The sequence below is a fragment of the Williamsia sp. Y712 genome, assembly GCF_059445525.1.
In genome coordinates, this window is sequence record NZ_JCAIUN010000001.1 from 1,798,342 (window position 1) to 1,813,888 (window position 15,547).

Genomic DNA, 15,547 nt, shown 5'->3' on the forward strand with positions numbered 1-15,547 from the left:
ATAGTGCTCGACGTCAACTTTTTCGATGAACTGAAGATTGGCCTGGCCACCGCCGACGACATCCACAACTGGTCGTTCGGAGAGGTGAAGAAGCCGGAGACGATCAACTACCGCACGCTCAAGCCCGAGAAGGATGGCTTGTTCTGCGAGAAGATCTTCGGTCCCACCCGGGACTGGGAGTGCTACTGCGGCAAGTACAAGCGTGTCCGCTTCAAGGGCATCATCTGTGAGCGTTGCGGCGTCGAGGTCACTCGCGCCAAGGTGCGTCGTGAGCGGATGGGTCACATCGAGCTGGCCGCACCGGTCACCCACATCTGGTACTTCAAGGGTGTGCCGAGCCGGTTGGGTTACCTGCTCGACCTGGCGCCGAAGGATCTCGAGAAGATCATCTACTTCGCCGCCTACGTGATCACCGCTGTGGACGACGAACTGCGCCACAACGAGAAGTCCACGCTCGAGGCCGAGATGGAGGTCGAGAAGAAGGGTGTCGCAGACACTCGGGATTCCGACCTCGAAGAGCGCGCCAAGAAGCTCGAAGAGGACCTGGCAGAGCTGGAGCGCGAAGGCGCCAAGGCCGATGCCCGTCGCAAGGTGAAGGATGCCGGCGAGCGCGAGATGCGCCGTATCCGTGACACCGCGCAGCGCGCCCTCGACGATCTCGATGAGATCTGGGACAAGTTCGTCAAGCTTGCTCCCAAGCAGATGATCATCGACGAGAAGCTGTACCGCGAGATCCAGGACCGCTACGGCGAGTACTTCACCGGAGCCATGGGTGCCGAGGCCATCAAGCGTCTGCTCGAGGACTTCGACATCGCCGCCGAGGTCGAGATCCTGCGCGACACGATCCGCAACGGCAAGGGGCAGAAGAAGCTCCGCGCCCTCAAGCGGCTCAAGGTCGTGGCAGCGTTCCACCGGTCGGGCAACTCGCCGCTGGGTATGGTTCTCGACGCCGTGCCGGTGATCCCGCCGGAGCTGCGTCCGATGGTCCAGCTCGATGGTGGCCGTTTCGCGACCTCCGACCTGAACGACCTGTACCGCCGCGTGATCAACCGCAACAACCGCCTCAAGCGACTGATCGATCTCGGTGCCCCCGAGATCATCGTCAACAACGAGAAGCGGATGCTGCAGGAGTCCGTCGACGCACTGTTCGACAACGGCCGTCGTGGCCGTCCGGTCACCGGACCGGGTAACCGCCCGCTGAAGTCGTTGAGCGATCTGCTCAAGGGCAAGCAGGGTCGTTTCCGTCAGAACCTGCTCGGCAAGCGCGTCGACTACTCGGGCCGTTCGGTCATCGTCGTCGGCCCGCAGCTCAAGCTGCATCAGTGTGGTCTGCCCAAGCTGATGGCACTCGAGCTGTTCAAGCCGTTCGTGATGAAGCGTCTCGTCGATCTGAACCAGGCGCAGAACATCAAGTCCGCCAAGCGGATGGTCGAGCGTCAGCGCCCGGCCGTGTGGGACGTCCTCGAAGAGGTCATCGCCGAGCACCCGGTTCTGCTGAACCGTGCGCCGACCCTGCACCGCTTGGGCATCCAGGCATTCGAGCCCCAGCTGGTGGAAGGCAAGGCCATCCAGCTGCACCCGCTCGTGTGTGAGGCCTTCAACGCCGACTTCGACGGTGACCAGATGGCAGTTCACCTGCCGCTGTCCGCCGAGGCGCAGGCCGAGGCCCGCATCCTGATGCTGTCGTCGAACAACATCCTGTCGCCGGCATCGGGCCGTCCGCTCGCCATGCCGCGTCTGGACATGGTGACCGGTCTGTTCCACCTGACCACGCTCAAGCCCGAGGCGGTCGGCGCGTACAGCGCATCGACCGGCGACGACGTCGAGCGCGGCGTCTACTCGACGCCGTCCGAGGCTCAGATGGCCGTCGACCGTGGCGTGCTCAGTGTTCAGGCTCCGATCAAGGTCCGGCTGACGCACCAGCGTCCGACTCGGGCGATCGAGCGGGAGCAGTTCCCGGAGGGCTGGAAGTTCGGCACCCCGTGGATCATCGAGACCACTTTGGGTCGCGTGCTGTTCAACGAGCTCCTGCCGAACGACTACCCGTTCGTCAACGAGCAGATGCCGAAGAAGCGTCAGGCCACGATCATCAACGACATGGCCGAGCGCTACCCGATGATCGTTGTCGCGCAGACCGTCGACAAGCTCAAGGACGCCGGTTTCCACTGGGCCACCCGCTCGGGTGTCACCATCGCGATGTCCGACGTGCTCGTGTCGCCGAACAAGGGTGAGATCCTCGAAAGGTACGAGGACCGGGCCGATGGTCTGGAGCGCAAGTTCCAGCGTGGTGCCCTGACCGCTGCCGAGCGTCGTGACGCTCTGGTGGAGATCTGGAAACAGGCCACCGAAGAGGTCGGCACCGACATGGAGCGTCACTACCCCGACGACAACCCGATCCCGATGATCGTGCAGTCCGGTGCCGCGGGCAACATGACCCAGATTCGCTCGCTTGCGGGTATGAAGGGTCTGGTGACGAACCCGAAGGGTGAGTTCATTCCGCGTCCGATCAAGTCCTCGTTCCGCGAGGGTCTGACCGTCGCCGAGTACTTCATCAACACGCACGGCGCCCGTAAGGGTCTGGCCGACACCGCGCTTCGTACCGCCGACTCGGGTTACCTGACCCGTCGTCTGGTGGACGTCTCGCAGGACGTCATCGTGCGTGAGACCGACTGTGGCACCGAGCGTGGCATCAACACGATCATCGCCGAGAAGCAGGCCGATGGCTCGCTGATCCGTGACGCTCACGTCGAGACGTCAACGTTCGCAAGGACATTGGCCACCGACGCGATCGACGAAAACGGCAAGGTCATCATCAACCGTGGATTCGATCTCGGTGATCCCGCGATCGAGGCTCTGCTCGAGGCCGGCATCTCGCAGGTGAAGGTCCGTTCGGTCCTGACCTGTGGCACCGGCACCGGTGTCTGCGCCACGTGTTACGGACGGTCGATGGCCACCGGCAAGCTCGTCGACATCGGTGAGGCCGTCGGTATCGTCGCGGCCCAGTCGATCGGTGAGCCCGGTACCCAGCTGACCATGCGTACGTTCCACCAGGGTGGTGTCGGTGACGACATCACCGGTGGTCTGCCGCGTGTCCAGGAGCTGTTCGAGGCCCGTGTCCCCAAGGGCAAGGCCCCGATCGCCGAGGTTTCCGGACGCATTCGCCTGGAAGACGATGATCGCTTCTACAAGATGACGATCATCCCGGACGACGGCTCGGAAGAGGTCATCTACGACAAGATCTCGAAGCGTCAGCGTCTGCGCGTGTTCAAGCATGAAGACGGCAGTGAGCGTCTGCTCGCCGACGGCGATCATGTCGAGGTCGGCCAGCAGCTCATGGAAGGTGCTGCCGATCCGCACGAGGTGCTGCGCGTGATGGGTCCCCGTCAGGTGCAGGTCCACCTGGTCAACGAGGTCCAGGAGGTCTACCGGAGCCAGGGTGTGTCGATCCACGACAAGCACATCGAGACGATTGTTCGTCAGATGCTGCGTCGTGTGACGATCATCGATTCCGGTGCCACCGAGTTCCTGCCCGGTTCGCTCACCGAGCGCGCCGACTTCGAAGCGGCCAACCGTCGCGTCGTGGCCGAAGGTGGCGAGCCCGCTGCCGGACGTCCGGTGCTCATGGGTATCACCAAGGCATCGCTCGCAACCGAGTCCTGGTTGTCGGCGGCGTCGTTCCAGGAGACCACTCGCGTGCTCACCGATGCGGCCATCAACAGCCGTAGCGACAAGCTCGTCGGCCTCAAGGAGAACGTGATCATCGGTAAGCTCATCCCGGCCGGAACCGGTATCAACCGGTACCGGAACATCCAGGTGCAGCCGACCGAAGAAGCACGTGCAGCTGCGTACGCGGTGCCGTCTTACGACGACACCTACTACAGCCCGGACGGCACCTTCGGTGCCCCGTCGGGTGCGGCTGTCCCGCTGGACGATTACGGTTTCAGCAGCGACTACCGCTAGGTAAACGCAACCAAAAGCGGGCGCTCCCTTTCGAGGGGGCGCCCGCTTTTTTGTGTTGATACCCCCACCCCCAAATTCGCGCCACTTACCTGCGTTCGCGCCGGTTGCAACCGGCGCATGTGTTGGCAAGTGGCGCGAATTCGGTTGTGCACAGGGGCGGTTCCTATCCACAGGCTGGGCGACTGGGCCTCGTGTGAGCGCGGTTTCGGTCGGTGCCGCCGCTGAAGGTCGGTGCATGAGCGAACCCAACATCGAAGACCCCAACCTCGTCCGTCGCCGTGATGCAGTCCAGATCGGCGAACTCGACCGGCAGCTGGCCACCCGCGTCAAGACAGGTGAGATACGCCGCTTGTACCGCGGCTTCTACACCTTCAGCGCAGATCTGGCTGCGCTCGATCGTTTTGTGCGCGAAAGGGAGATCTATCGGCGGCAGGTCCTCGCGGCGGCCGACAATGGCGAGCCGGGCAAGGCGATCAGTCACTGGTCTGCCGCAGTCCTGCACGGGCTACCGGCGCTTGATGGTGACCAAACCCGGGTCCACTTCACTGCAAACCGAATCGGGGGAGGCCACCGGAAGGGCCGGGCATGTGTCGTGCACGGGGCAAAATGGGAGCCCGACGAGGTGGTCACGGTTGGTGAGTTCCTGGTGACCTCGCCGGCGAGGACGGCAATCGATGTCGCGCGCTGCGGGACGTTCTTTCAGGCGGTGTGTGTGCTCGATGGTGCGATGTACGCGGGGGTGTCGCGATCCGAGCTCGAGACCGTTTTACGACGTAGCGCAGGGAGGACCGGCGTCTCGATTGCTCGCGCAGCACTCGCGGTGGCCGACGGGAAGTCCGAGAGCATTGGTGAATCCCTCTCTCGCGCATTGATGTTGAGCTTCGGTGACATACCGGTTCCACGTCTGCAGCACGAGTTCCTGACCCCCGATGGAACTTTTGTGGCCCGCACCGATTTCGACTGGGATGGTCTGGTGGCCGGCGAGTTCGACGGCTACGCGAAATACATCCGCTACCTCCGTCCCGGTGAAACGACTGAGCAGGCGTATGAGCGGGAGAAGTGGCGTGAGCAGAGGCTGCGTCGTATAGGGGTCTTTGTCGTGCGCTGGAACTGGCGCGATCTGGAGAAGCCGGAACGTCTGCACCGGATCTTGGTGGAGGCGCTGACCGTACACGGCCTGATGGCTGCTGCCTGACCCCAAATTCGCGCCACTTACCTGCGTTCGCGCCGGTTGCAACAGGCGCGAACGCAGGCAAGTGGCGCGAATTTGGGAAGGGTGGGGGACGGGGGTCAGGCGTTGTCGCGGTAGGGCAGGTACTGGACGGACCAGCGGTTGCCGTCGGGGTCGTCGAAGTAGACGAAGTGGCCCCAGGGCTGGATTTGTACTTCTCCCGGGTCGACGCCGACCGAGAGGAGATGGTCGCGGGCCTTGTTGATGTCGGAGACACAGACCATCAGGCCTTTCACCGACCCGGGTTCGCCGTCGACGATTCCTTTGCCGAAAGCGATGGAGCAGGCCGATCCGGGTGGGGTCATCTGCACAAAACGGATGTCGTCAGACACGGTGTGGTCGTGGTCGGGGTTGAAGCCGATCTTTTCGTAGAAGTCCTTCGTCCGGTCGACGTCGGTGACCGGCAACGTGATGACTTCGAGTGTCCAGTCCATGATTTTCCTCCTGGTTGCGGGCTGTTCGGGGACTGAAATCAGCTTCCCAGCAATTGCGGACAGTTTTGGTCCGTTGAGGTTCACGGACTCGAATTCGGGTACGCGACCACATATGGACAGCAGCGACGTACTGATCATCGGTAGTGGACCCGGCGCGATCCGCGCGGCAGAGGGTTACCGGGACAACGGTGGCAGCGCGCATGTTCTGATGGTGACGACCGACGCCGATGCGCCCTACTTTCGTCCGCCTCTCAGCAAGGACTTTCTGCAGGGGGCGAGCGAGTTCGATGACATCACCCAGCATCCGCAACCGTGGTACGCCGACCGGGACATCGAAATACGCACGGCCACATCGGTTGTCGGACTGGACGTCGACGCCCGGACCGCAAAACTGTCGACAAGCGAGACCGTCGACTTCGGCACCGTGGTCGTGGCGACGGGTGCCAGGCCGGCGACGATGCCTGTGCCCGGCGCCGCGAATGCGCTGATACTGCGGTCCTTCGCCGAGGCCAGGGCCCTGCGCACCACCGCGCAGCAGGCCGGTTCGGCGGTGGTCATCGGTGCCGGGTTCATCGGATGCGAGGCGGCTGCATCGTTGTCGGCGCGGGGGATCACGACCACTCTCGTCGCGCCGTCACAGGTGCCCCAGGCACGTCGACTCGGTCCCGACGCCGGCAGGAAGATACTCGGGATGCTCGAAGATTCCGGTGTTCGATACGTTGGCGGGGCGACGGTCACCCGACTCGATGACGGGGTTGTGACCCTCGACGATGGCGTACGGATCGACACCGACCTGATCCTCGCGGCCACCGGCATCACGCCCTGCGTCGACATTGCGCAGGACGCGGGGCTGACCACAGAACAGGGCCGGATCGTCGTCGACGAACACATGCGCACCAGTGCAGACGGCATCATTGCGGTCGGTGATGTAGCTTTCGCCCACAATCCGACGGCCGGACGCCGGATCGCGACCGAGCACTGGCAGGACGCCGCCGATCAGGGGCAAGTCGCCGGTGCGACGGTCGCCGGTGTCGAACGATCGTGGGATGCGGTTCCCGGTTTCTGGACCACCATCGGCGAACACACCCTCAAGTACGCCGCCTGGGGTGATGGCTTCGACAACGCCCATCTGATCGAACGCGACGGCGGATTCGTGGTCTGGTACCAGAGTGACGGAGTCACCGTCGGAGGTCTGACCTACAACAGCGACGAGGATTACGAGTTGGCCGAAAAGCTCGTCGCCGAACACAAACCGGCACCGGCCTGACGGCCCCCATCGAGGATCATTTGCACTATGCCAACGAGGTTCGGCAACTTGCCACCAGCTTGGTGATTCGGCTGACGTGACTTGCCGGCCTGGGTTGTAATCCGTCCATGACCTACGACACCGTGATTCGTCGCGGGCGGTGGTTCGACGGCACCGGCTCCGCGTCAGAGATCCGCGACATCGGGATCCGTGATGGCCGCATTATCGAGATCTCCGCCGAATCTCTCGACGCGGACGGTTGCTCCGACGTCATCAACGCATCCGGTTTGTGGGTCCTGCCCGGGATGGTCGACATCCACACCCACTACGACGTGGAGGTGCTCGGAGGGCCGGAGCTGAGCGAATCGCTGCGCCACGGCGTCACCACGGTGCTGCTGGGTTCCTGCTCGCTGTCGACGATCCACGTGGACGCCGATGTTGCCGGTGACCTGTTCGGGCGGGTCGAGGCGATCCCGCGGCAACATGTCATCTCGAACATCGAACAACACAGAACATGGCGGACCGCGGGCGAGTACGTCGAGGCGCTCGAGTCCCTCGCCCTTGGCCCCAATGTCGCGGCCTTCATCGGGCACTCCGACATCCGCGCCGCGACGATGGGCCTCGACCGCGCCACCCGAGGTGACGTCACGCCCACGCCTGCGGAGCAACTCCGAATGGAACGCATGCTCACCGAGGCGCTGGATGCGGGCTTCCTGGGGTTGTCCTCGCAGCAGCTCCTCTTCGACAAACTCGACGGCGAGGTCTGCCGGTCCCGGACGCTCCCGTCCACGTATGCGAAGCGGCGCGAGTTGCGGAAGCTCAACGCGATCCTGCGAAGCCGCAAACGCGTCCTGCAGACCGGGCCCGACATCTCACGCCCACTCAACGTGCTGTCGCAGGTGCTCACGTCACTGGGATGGGTTCGGCCACAACTGAAGACGAGCTTGCTCTCGGCGGCCGACATCAAGGCCCGCCCGGAGGTCATCCACGCCATGGGTCCCATCGCCAGGGGAGTGAACCGACTCGGCGGCGACTTCCGGTGGCAGCACCTGCCCGTTCCGTTCGAGGTGTACGCCGACGGTATGGAACTCGCCGTGTTCGAGGAGTTCGGATCCGGCGCGGCAGCGCTGCACCTGCAGGACGAGATCGATCGCAATGAGCTGATGCGCGATGAGAGTTACCGCCGCGCCTTCCGCAAGGATTACGACAAAAAGTACGGACCCCGGGTCTGGCATCGGGACTTCTTCGACGCCGAGATCGTCGAGTGCCCGGATCCCGCTGTGGTCGGGAAGACCTTCGGGCAGGTGGGTGTCGACCGCGGCGGGGTCCACCCGGTCGACGCGTACCTCGACCTCCTTCTCGAGCACGGGACGAAGGTGCGTTGGCGCACAACCATTTCCAATCACCGTCCCGAGCTCCTCAAGAAGCTGGCGAAGGAGCCGGGGATCCAGATCGGATTCTCCGACGCGGGCGCACACCTGCGGAGTATGGCGTTCTACAACTTCGGACTGCGACTGCTACGGCACGTGCATTCGGCCGCCGAAGCCGGTGAACCGTTCATGACGGTCGAACATGCGGTGCATCGGCTGACCGGCGAGCTCGCCGACTGGTATGGGATCGATGCCGGACACCTGCGCGTCGGTGACCGGGCCGACCTGTTTCTCCTCGACCCCGAGCATCTGGACGCCTCGCTCGAGGACTACCAGGAGGCCGAGGTCGAGCAGTTCGGTGGGCTGTCGCGGATGGTCAACCGCAACGACAGCACCGTCCGCGCCGTCATGGTGGGCGGCGAGACGGTGTTCACCGGAGGCCGTCCGGCAGAGGTGCTCGGACACAAGAGGTTCGGCCGTTTCCTACCCGCGAGAACAACTGAAAAGAGGTCTGAGCGTGTCAGATGACAACAAGTCCACAGTCCTGGGTCTCTGGGCAGCATTGAGCAAACGGGACTGGGAGGGGGTCAAGGGATTCGTGTCCGACGACTGCATCTACGTCGACATGCCACTCGGACCCGCCGCCGCGGCGCGTGGGCCCGACGACATAGTCAAGCGGCTCAAGGTGGGCCTGGAACCGCTGGCCGACTACAGCAACCACGACGGCCTCCTGATCTCCAGCGGCCCCGACGTGATGTACGAGCACAGCGAGACCTGGACCTGGCCCACCGGCGAGACCGCCACACTGGCCTTCGTGACGATTCACAAGGTGTCGGGCGGCAAGATCACTCTGTGGAAGGACTACTGGGACTTCGGCGGGTTGGCATCCACCGCTCCGTCGGACTGGACGGAAAAGCTGGCCGCCTCCGACATGTCCTGGATGTACGACGCCACCGGACAGATTTGATGGCGAGCGAGCCTCAGTAGTACACCGACCCCGGCACGCCGCCACCGACGGCGATCGCGTCCCCGGTGATGCCGATGCTGCGTGGCGACGCCAGGAAGGTCACCACGTCGGCGACCTCGCTCGCATCGACGATCCGCCGGATGGAGTTGGTGGCCAACGCATCTTCCAGTTCTGCGACTGGGGTGCCCGTCTCCGCCGACTGGGCGGCCAGCTGTTCGTCGAGCCGGACGGTCCGGGTGCGACCGGGATGGACGACGGTGACGTTGATGCCGTGCGGCCCCAGTTCGTCGGCCAGGTTCTTGGTCAACGCCGACACACTGACGTTACGAATGGTCTGGGCGATCGAGTTCGCCTGTCGCGCACCGAGACCGCTGATGTTGATGATGCGGCCCCACCCCTGGTCGATGAGATGTGGTGCAACGGCCCGCGCGGTGCGCAGGTAACCGAGGACCTTGATCTCGACCTCGCGACGAACGACGTCGTCGGTGGTCGCGGCGAAGTCGGTCGGCGCACCTGCGCTCCACGGGGTCGCCGCCGAGTTCACCCAGGATGTCGACGCCACCCAGCGCTGCAACCGTGCGAGCCACCAGATTCTGGACGGAGGCGTCGTCGCCGGTGTCGACAGGGATGGCCAGGATCCGCCGACCGGAACGTTCGGCGATGTCGGCGGCGGACTTCTCGAGCGCCTCGATACCGCGGGCGGCGATCACCACGTCGGTGCCTTCGGCGACCAGCGCCCCGGCGATCGCCAATCCGATGCCCTTACTGCCGCCGGTGACTATCGCTCGTTTTCCGGTCAATCCCAGGTCCATCGATTCGCTCCTTGTGTTTGTTGGTACGGGTGTATTCCGGAACATACTTGCCAAGGAGTCCGGCGCCCGCTGCGGAAAGTCCTGCTGCGGCAAATGCTGCGGCCGACAAGGGGAAGACCGCTGCCGACACCGCGACCGACAGCGGGCCGGCCAAAAATCCCGCATCGTGGGTCAACCGCCACGCGGCAAGGAATTCGGCCCGTCCCGACCCCGGTGCGACATCGGCGCCGATGGTCATGATCACCCCGTTCCCGAATCCGTTTCCGATGCCCATCACGACGGCAACAGCGGCGAAACCAGCGGCGGTCGAGGTGAGGGGAAGCGTCAGATACGCCACCGCGAGCACCACGATCGACGGGATGGCCACAAACGTGCGCCCGAAGCGATCCATCAGATGTCCGGCGGGGTAGGCGCACAATACGTCCGCCGCGGCGCCGACGCCGAACAACAGGCTCGCCACAGCGGGGGACAATCCGATGTGGTTGGCCCACAACGGCAGTATCGCGTCTCGCGAGCTGCGGGCCACTCCGAGCAGTAGCGATCCGGCACCGAGGGTGGCCAGCAGACGGCCGTGTTCGGAGAACACCCCTCGCAAGCTCTGCGGTGAGGCCACGGCACCGGCGCCCGGCGGATCCGGCAACCGCGCCATCATCAGTCCGGCGACGACGATCGCCGCCAGTTGAACGACAAATCCGCCTCTGGACCCCATCAGCACGATTGCGCCTGCCCCCACCAGCGGCCCGACGAAGAACCCGAACCGCATCGCCCCGCCGAACAACGACATCGCCCTCGCGCGCCAGGCGAACGGCACTGCCAGCGACAAATAGTTCTGTCGCGCCAAACCCCAGACCGCGTTGGCCAGACCCACGAGGAGGATTCCAAAGGCCAACAGCCACAGGGTGTTCGCCAACAGGCAGGTGAGTGCGCCCGTCGCCGCAACCGAACTGGCGGCGATGATCGACCGTCGTTCACCGATCCTCGCCACGATCTGCCCCGAACAGGTATCGCCGATGACCTGTCCGAGCCCGACGATGGCCACCATCAGCCCGGCGACAGCAACTGAGGCGCCGAGCTCGAGGGCGGACAGCACCATCACCGGTGCTGCCGCCCCCTGCCCGATCCCGTAGGCGGCGGCAGGCAGATAGACCGTACCGGCCAGTGACCGCAGTGGGCGCTCGACCGAACCCTGTCCAATCGGGTCGAGCTCCGCAGGCTTCGTCTCCCGTCCAATCGGGTCGAGCTCCGCAGGCTTCGTCTCCCGTCTCCTCAGGTCGAGCTCCGCAGGCTTCGTCTCCGGCTCGGGGTCGTCGAGTGACGTCATGCCGACGTGGACACAGTCTCCCGAACCGGGTTGGTGGTCGACGGCAGCTCGATGCCGTAGTGCCCACGCAATGTCGATGCGGTGTAGTCCTCACGGAATCGCCCGCGCGCCTGCAGGATCGGCACCACGTGGTCGACGAAGTCCTCGAGTCCGCCGGGCAGGTACGGCGGCATCACGTTGAAACCGTCGGCGGCGCCTGCGTCGACCCAGTCGATCAGGTTGTCGGCGATCTGTTCGGGCGTACCGGCGATGCTGCGGTGACCGCGACCTCCGCCGAGGCGCCCGATGAGTTCGCGAATCGTCAGATTGCCGTTGGCGGCGAGCTGGCGCACCAGTGTCGACCTGCTCTTGTGGCCCTCGATCTCGGACTCCGGTGGTAGATCGGGGAGCTGGGCGTCGAGTGAGAGCCCGGTGAGGTCGACGTTGAAGAAGTTCGAGAGCTGGCCGAGCGCATAGTCCGGGGAGATCAGGTCGGTGAACTCCCGCTCGAGGTCAAGGGCCTCTTTCTCGGTGCTCCCGATGAACGGCACGATGCCGGGGAGGATCTGTAGATCATCGAGACTTCGGCCGTAGCGCGCCAGTCGGCCCTTCAGGTCGCGGTAGAAGTCCTGGCCCTCGGTGATGGTGCGCTGGGCGGTGAACACCACCTCGGCGTACCGGGCGGCGAGTTCTTTGCCGTCTTCCGACGATCCGGCCTGGACCAGCACCGGCCTTCCCTGCGGAGATCGCGGAGAGTTCAGCGGACCGCGTACCGAAAAGTGCTCGCCCACATGGTGGATCGGGCTGACCAGATCTGGATTCGCGAACTCGGCCCGCTCGACGTCGAGCACCACGGCATCGTCGTCCCAGCTGTCCCAGAGTCGATTGACGACGTCGACGAACTCCTGGGCCCGCCGGTATCGGCCGGCGTGATCGGGGATCGCGTCGTAGCCGAAGTTCAGTGCTTCCAGTTCCTGTCCCGACGTCACAATGTTCCAGCCTGCCCGCCCCCCGCTGATGTGCTCAAGTGAGGCGAAGGCCCTGGCCAGTGTGTACGGATGGTTGTAACCCGTTGAGGCAGTGGCGATCAGCCCGACCTTGCTGGTGCCACCGGCGATGGCGGAGAGCAACGTGATCGGTTCGAAGATCGCCTGAGTGTTCCGGCGGATGTTGGGACCGACAGCCAGCCCGTCCGCGAAGAACACGGAGTCGAGGCGACCGCGTTCGGCGATCTGGCCGAGCCTGACGAAGTGGCCGACGTCGAGGATGCCCTGTTCGTCCGTCCTCGGATGGCGCCACGCGGCCTCGTGGTGCCCGACTCCCATCAAGAAGGCGTTCAGATGTAGTTGACGAGACATGATGAGTTCCTTTGTTGGTGAGAGTTATTCAGACGTTGGCGGGTGTGCGCCAACGGGAGAACCGACGTTCGAACAGAACCAGGACGAAGTTGAAGGCCAACCCGACCAGTGCGATGGTGAGGATGCCGGCGTACATCTGCGGGATCTGGAAGTTCAACTGGCTGGCCATGATCAGGTAACCCAGCCCTGACCGCGCACCGACCATCTCGGCGGCGATCAACACCAGGATCGACGCGGCCGCCGACAGCCGGATGCCGGTGAAGATGGTGGGCAGCGCGGCCGGCAGGATCACCTTCTGGAACAGCCGATAGGAGGGAAGTCCCAGAGAGCGAGCGGATTTGATCAACAGCGGGTCGACGGTCCGGACCCCGGAGATCGTATTGAGCAGGATGGGGAAGACGCAGGCGTAGATCACCAGCGCCACCTTCGAGGTCTCGCCGATGCCCAGGATGAGGACAAAGACCGGCAGCAGGGCGAGAGCGGCGGTGTTGCGGAACAACTCGAGTACCGGGTTGAGATATTGCGCCACCGGTCGGTACCAACCGATCACGATGCCGAGCGGCACCGCGACGATCACGGCAACCACAAAACCTTTGAGCGCTCGGCTCAGGCTGGCGGAGATGTGCTCCCACAATTGGCCGCTCTCGGCCAGATCCACCAGTGCTTTCACCACCACCGAGAACTCCGGCAGGAACGTCCGGTCGACGAGTCCTGCGCGTGGTGCTATCTCCCAGAAGGCGATCAGCAATGCCAGCGCGATCGTCGAACGAAAGATCCACTTGCTTGATTTGGTTGCCCCACTGAATATTCGGCGGCCTGGCGATTGGGTCGAGGCCTGCGCCGAGTCGGATGGTGCCTCGACCGGTGCTGCGGCTACTGCCTTCTCGAGCGTGACACTAGACATGGGTTCCTGCTCCGATCAGTGGAATGGTCGAGCTCCGCTGCGCTTCGTCTCCGCGGGAAGTGTTCTGGACTTCAGGCCGCAACGACAGCCAGATGCGGTGCCGGTAGTCACGGAATTGTTCGGACGACCGGATGTCGTCGACTGCCTCGCGGTCGATACTGATCGAGAGGACTTCCTTGATCCGGCCCGGACGTTCGGTGAGCACGGCGACCCGTTGGCCGAGGTAGATGGCTTCGTCGATGCCGTGTGTGATGAACAGGATCGTTTTGCCGGTCGCCCGCCAGATGCGAAGAAGCTCGTCCTGCAACGATTCTCGGGTCTGCGCATCGAGCGCGGCGAACGGCTCATCCATCAGCAGCACCTCGGGGTCGTACGCGAGGCTTCTGGCGATCGCCACGCGCTGCTTCATGCCACCCGAGAGTTCATGTGGATAGTGGTCGGCGAATCCGCCCAGGCCGACCAACCCGAGGTACTCGTCGGCGATCGCGCGGCGCTGCCTGCGGGAGATCCCGTTGGCCTCCAGCCCGAACTCGATGTTGGCGCGGGCTGTGCGCCACGGCAGGAGAGCGTACTGCTGAAAGACCACGCCGCGGTCCAGGCCCGGACCCGTGATGGGTTTGCCGTCGAGCAGGATCTCGCCAGCGGTCGGCGTGGTGAGCCCGCCCACCAGGTCGAGAAGCGTGGACTTGCCACTGCCACTTGGCCCGACGAGCACCAGGAACTCACCTTCGGGGGATGCGATGCTGATGTCGTCGATGGCTACGAAGTCGGGCTTTCCGGGGGAGGAGAACGACTTTCGCACGCCTCGCAGTTCCAGTTTCGGAGTGGTCATCGCGCTGCCACCACCGCTTGGCCGTCGGGGCCCGAGTCGGGCTGGTATGTGCCGTCGGAATAGGGGTTGTCGGCGTTGGTGTACAGATCGTCCGGTGTCAGCTGACCTTCATCCAACTCGTTGTTGCGGACGAGCCAATCGATCCAGAGCTGGAACTCTTCTGGCTTGATGACTCCGCCGGGGGTCGGTATGGACGAGCTCTGCCAGTAGTCGGCCAGTGCGGGGTCTTCACCTTTTCCGCGTTTGGTGATGATGTCCTTGTATCGGGCGACCACCTCGTCGCGCGGTGTCACCTGCGTCCAGCGAATGGCGCGGGCCGTGCCCTGGACGAAGTCCTTGACGGCCTCCGGGTTCTTCTCGATGAAGTCATCGCGCAGGACGAGGCTGCCGTAGCTGAAGTCTCCGAATACCGCATCGGTGAACAGCTCCCGTAGACCGCCTGTTTCGAGAGCCTTGTCGCGGAAGATGTTGTTGAAGGCCCCGACGTCGATCTGTCCTTGACGAAGTGCCGATTCGGTGTTGATGGGCGGTACGACGAGCAGTTGCACCGATGTGATCTCCTCTTTCGAAAGCCCCTCGCGGGCAAGCCATTCACGGATGACGAACTCGGAGTGCGCCCCTAGTGTGTTGATGCCGACCTTCTTGCCGATCAGGTCGCGCGCACCGCGGATCGGGGATCCTTCGGTGACATAGAATCCGTTGTATGTCTTGTCATCGGCGCCGTAGTAGTCGACAACCGCCGTGATGGGCGAGCCGGCTGACTTCAGCTTGACGATGGCGCCGTTGAAGGCCCCACCGAAGTCGGAATCCCCAGTCGCTGTGGCCTGAATCGATTGGGGCCCACTGGTTGTCTCACCGACTGATTTGATCGATACCTTGGTGAAGTAGCCCAGATCGGCCGCCAGCTCCGGGAACTGTACGGTGGCAGGCGAACCGAGGTAGCGCAGCTCCGTCTTGCCGTCTGCGGTGACGGTTGCCTCGTCGGACGAACCGCAGGCGGCAGCGCTCACTCCGACGGTCAATGCAAGTGCGGCTGCGACAATTACGCGCCACTTGTGAATGTGACTCACTGCTTTCCTTTCGATTTGTCCGATTTATTGATGCGTTCGAGAACAACGTCTGAATACGGACAC

At 64.0% G+C, this 15,547-nt stretch carries 11 protein-coding genes and 1 pseudogene; 5 read left to right on the forward strand and 7 right to left on the reverse strand.

What is annotated here, in order from left to right; genetic code table 11:
- Positions 1-3: 3 nt before the first annotated feature.
- Both AC1D75_RS08315 and AC1D75_RS08320 read left to right on the forward strand, forming a co-directional pair.
- A complete protein-coding gene (locus tag AC1D75_RS08315) occupies positions 4-3,960 on the forward strand; it encodes a DNA-directed RNA polymerase subunit beta' (protein ID WP_495514794.1) in 3,957 nt (1,318 codons plus the stop codon).
- A 235-nt stretch (positions 3,961-4,195) separates the two neighbouring features.
- A complete protein-coding gene (locus tag AC1D75_RS08320) occupies positions 4,196-5,155 on the forward strand; it encodes a hypothetical protein (RefSeq protein ID WP_495514795.1) in 960 nt (319 codons plus the stop codon).
- Positions 5,156-5,250: 95 nt separating this feature from the next.
- On the opposite strand, the gene AC1D75_RS08325 is transcribed toward AC1D75_RS08320, so the two are convergent.
- Positions 5,251-5,625 (reverse strand): VOC family protein, encoded by a 375-nt coding sequence (locus tag AC1D75_RS08325; RefSeq protein ID WP_495514796.1) that lies wholly within the window; start codon positions 5,623-5,625, stop codon positions 5,251-5,253.
- Between the two features lie 112 nt (positions 5,626-5,737).
- On the opposite strand from AC1D75_RS08325, the gene AC1D75_RS08330 reads away from it, so the two are divergent.
- The 3 genes from AC1D75_RS08330 to AC1D75_RS08340 all read left to right on the forward strand — a co-directional run bounded on the left by AC1D75_RS08330 (position 5,738) and on the right by AC1D75_RS08340 (position 9,208).
- Positions 5,738-6,892, forward strand: a complete 1,155-nt coding sequence (locus tag AC1D75_RS08330) for an NAD(P)/FAD-dependent oxidoreductase (RefSeq protein WP_495514797.1) — start codon at positions 5,738-5,740, stop codon at positions 6,890-6,892.
- Between the two features lie 107 nt (positions 6,893-6,999).
- Positions 7,000-8,769 carry an N-acyl-D-amino-acid deacylase family protein gene (locus AC1D75_RS08335; RefSeq protein ID WP_495514798.1) on the forward strand — a complete coding sequence of 590 codons (1,770 nt, stop codon included), beginning with the start codon at positions 7,000-7,002 and terminating at the stop codon, positions 8,767-8,769.
- A complete protein-coding gene (locus tag AC1D75_RS08340; protein WP_495516015.1) occupies positions 8,753-9,208 on the forward strand; it encodes a nuclear transport factor 2 family protein in 456 nt (151 codons plus the stop codon). The genes AC1D75_RS08335 and AC1D75_RS08340 overlap by 17 nt, the downstream gene beginning before the upstream one ends.
- A gap of 13 nt (positions 9,209-9,221) precedes the next feature.
- On the opposite strand, the pseudogene AC1D75_RS08345 reads toward AC1D75_RS08340, so the two are convergent.
- The 6 genes and pseudogenes from AC1D75_RS08345 to AC1D75_RS08370 all read right to left on the reverse strand — a co-directional run bounded on the left by AC1D75_RS08345 (position 9,222) and on the right by AC1D75_RS08370 (position 15,484).
- Positions 9,222-10,020, reverse strand: a pseudogene (locus AC1D75_RS08345) (SDR family NAD(P)-dependent oxidoreductase).
- Positions 9,971-11,341 carry an MFS transporter gene (locus AC1D75_RS08350; RefSeq protein WP_495514799.1) on the reverse strand — a complete coding sequence of 457 codons (1,371 nt, stop codon included), beginning with the start codon at positions 11,339-11,341 and terminating at the stop codon, positions 9,971-9,973. Before AC1D75_RS08350 ends, AC1D75_RS08345 begins: the two are co-directional and overlap by 50 nt.
- Positions 11,338-12,678, reverse strand: coding sequence for an LLM class flavin-dependent oxidoreductase (locus tag AC1D75_RS08355; protein WP_495514800.1), 1,341 nt, complete (start codon positions 12,676-12,678; stop codon positions 11,338-11,340). Before AC1D75_RS08355 ends, AC1D75_RS08350 begins: the two co-directional genes overlap by 4 nt.
- 28 nt (positions 12,679-12,706) lie before the next feature.
- Positions 12,707-13,582, reverse strand: coding sequence for an ABC transporter permease (locus AC1D75_RS08360; RefSeq protein WP_495514801.1), 876 nt, complete (start codon positions 13,580-13,582; stop codon positions 12,707-12,709).
- Entirely contained in the window at positions 13,575-14,414 is an 840-nt protein-coding gene (locus AC1D75_RS08365; RefSeq protein ID WP_495514802.1) for an ABC transporter ATP-binding protein, read from the reverse strand. Before AC1D75_RS08365 ends, AC1D75_RS08360 begins: the two co-directional genes overlap by 8 nt.
- Positions 14,411-15,484: an ABC transporter substrate-binding protein gene (locus AC1D75_RS08370; protein WP_495514803.1), complete on the reverse strand. Its 1,074-nt coding sequence runs from the start codon at positions 15,482-15,484 to the stop codon at positions 14,411-14,413. Before AC1D75_RS08370 ends, AC1D75_RS08365 begins: the two co-directional genes overlap by 4 nt.
- Positions 15,485-15,547: the final 63 nt, after the last annotated feature.

Bases quoted from the DNA above. Each gene is read 5' to 3' on its own strand.
- AC1D75_RS08355 (WP_495514800.1), bottom strand. From the start codon at position 12,678: ATGTCTCGTCAACTACATCTGAACGCCTTCTTGATGGGAGTCGGGCAC.
- AC1D75_RS08350 (WP_495514799.1), bottom strand. From the start codon at position 11,341: ATGACGTCACTCGACGACCCCGAGCCGGAGACGAAGCCTGCGGAGCTC.
- AC1D75_RS08325 (WP_495514796.1), bottom strand. From the start codon at position 5,625: ATGGACTGGACACTCGAAGTCATCACGTTGCCGGTCACCGACGTCGAC.
- AC1D75_RS08365 (WP_495514802.1), bottom strand. From the start codon at position 14,414: ATGACCACTCCGAAACTGGAACTGCGAGGCGTGCGAAAGTCGTTCTCC.
- AC1D75_RS08330 (WP_495514797.1), top strand. From the start codon at position 5,738: ATGGACAGCAGCGACGTACTGATCATCGGTAGTGGACCCGGCGCGATC.
- AC1D75_RS08335 (WP_495514798.1), top strand. From the start codon at position 7,000: ATGACCTACGACACCGTGATTCGTCGCGGGCGGTGGTTCGACGGCACC.
- AC1D75_RS08320 (WP_495514795.1), top strand. From the start codon at position 4,196: ATGAGCGAACCCAACATCGAAGACCCCAACCTCGTCCGTCGCCGTGAT.
- AC1D75_RS08360 (WP_495514801.1), bottom strand. From the start codon at position 13,582: ATGTCTAGTGTCACGCTCGAGAAGGCAGTAGCCGCAGCACCGGTCGAG.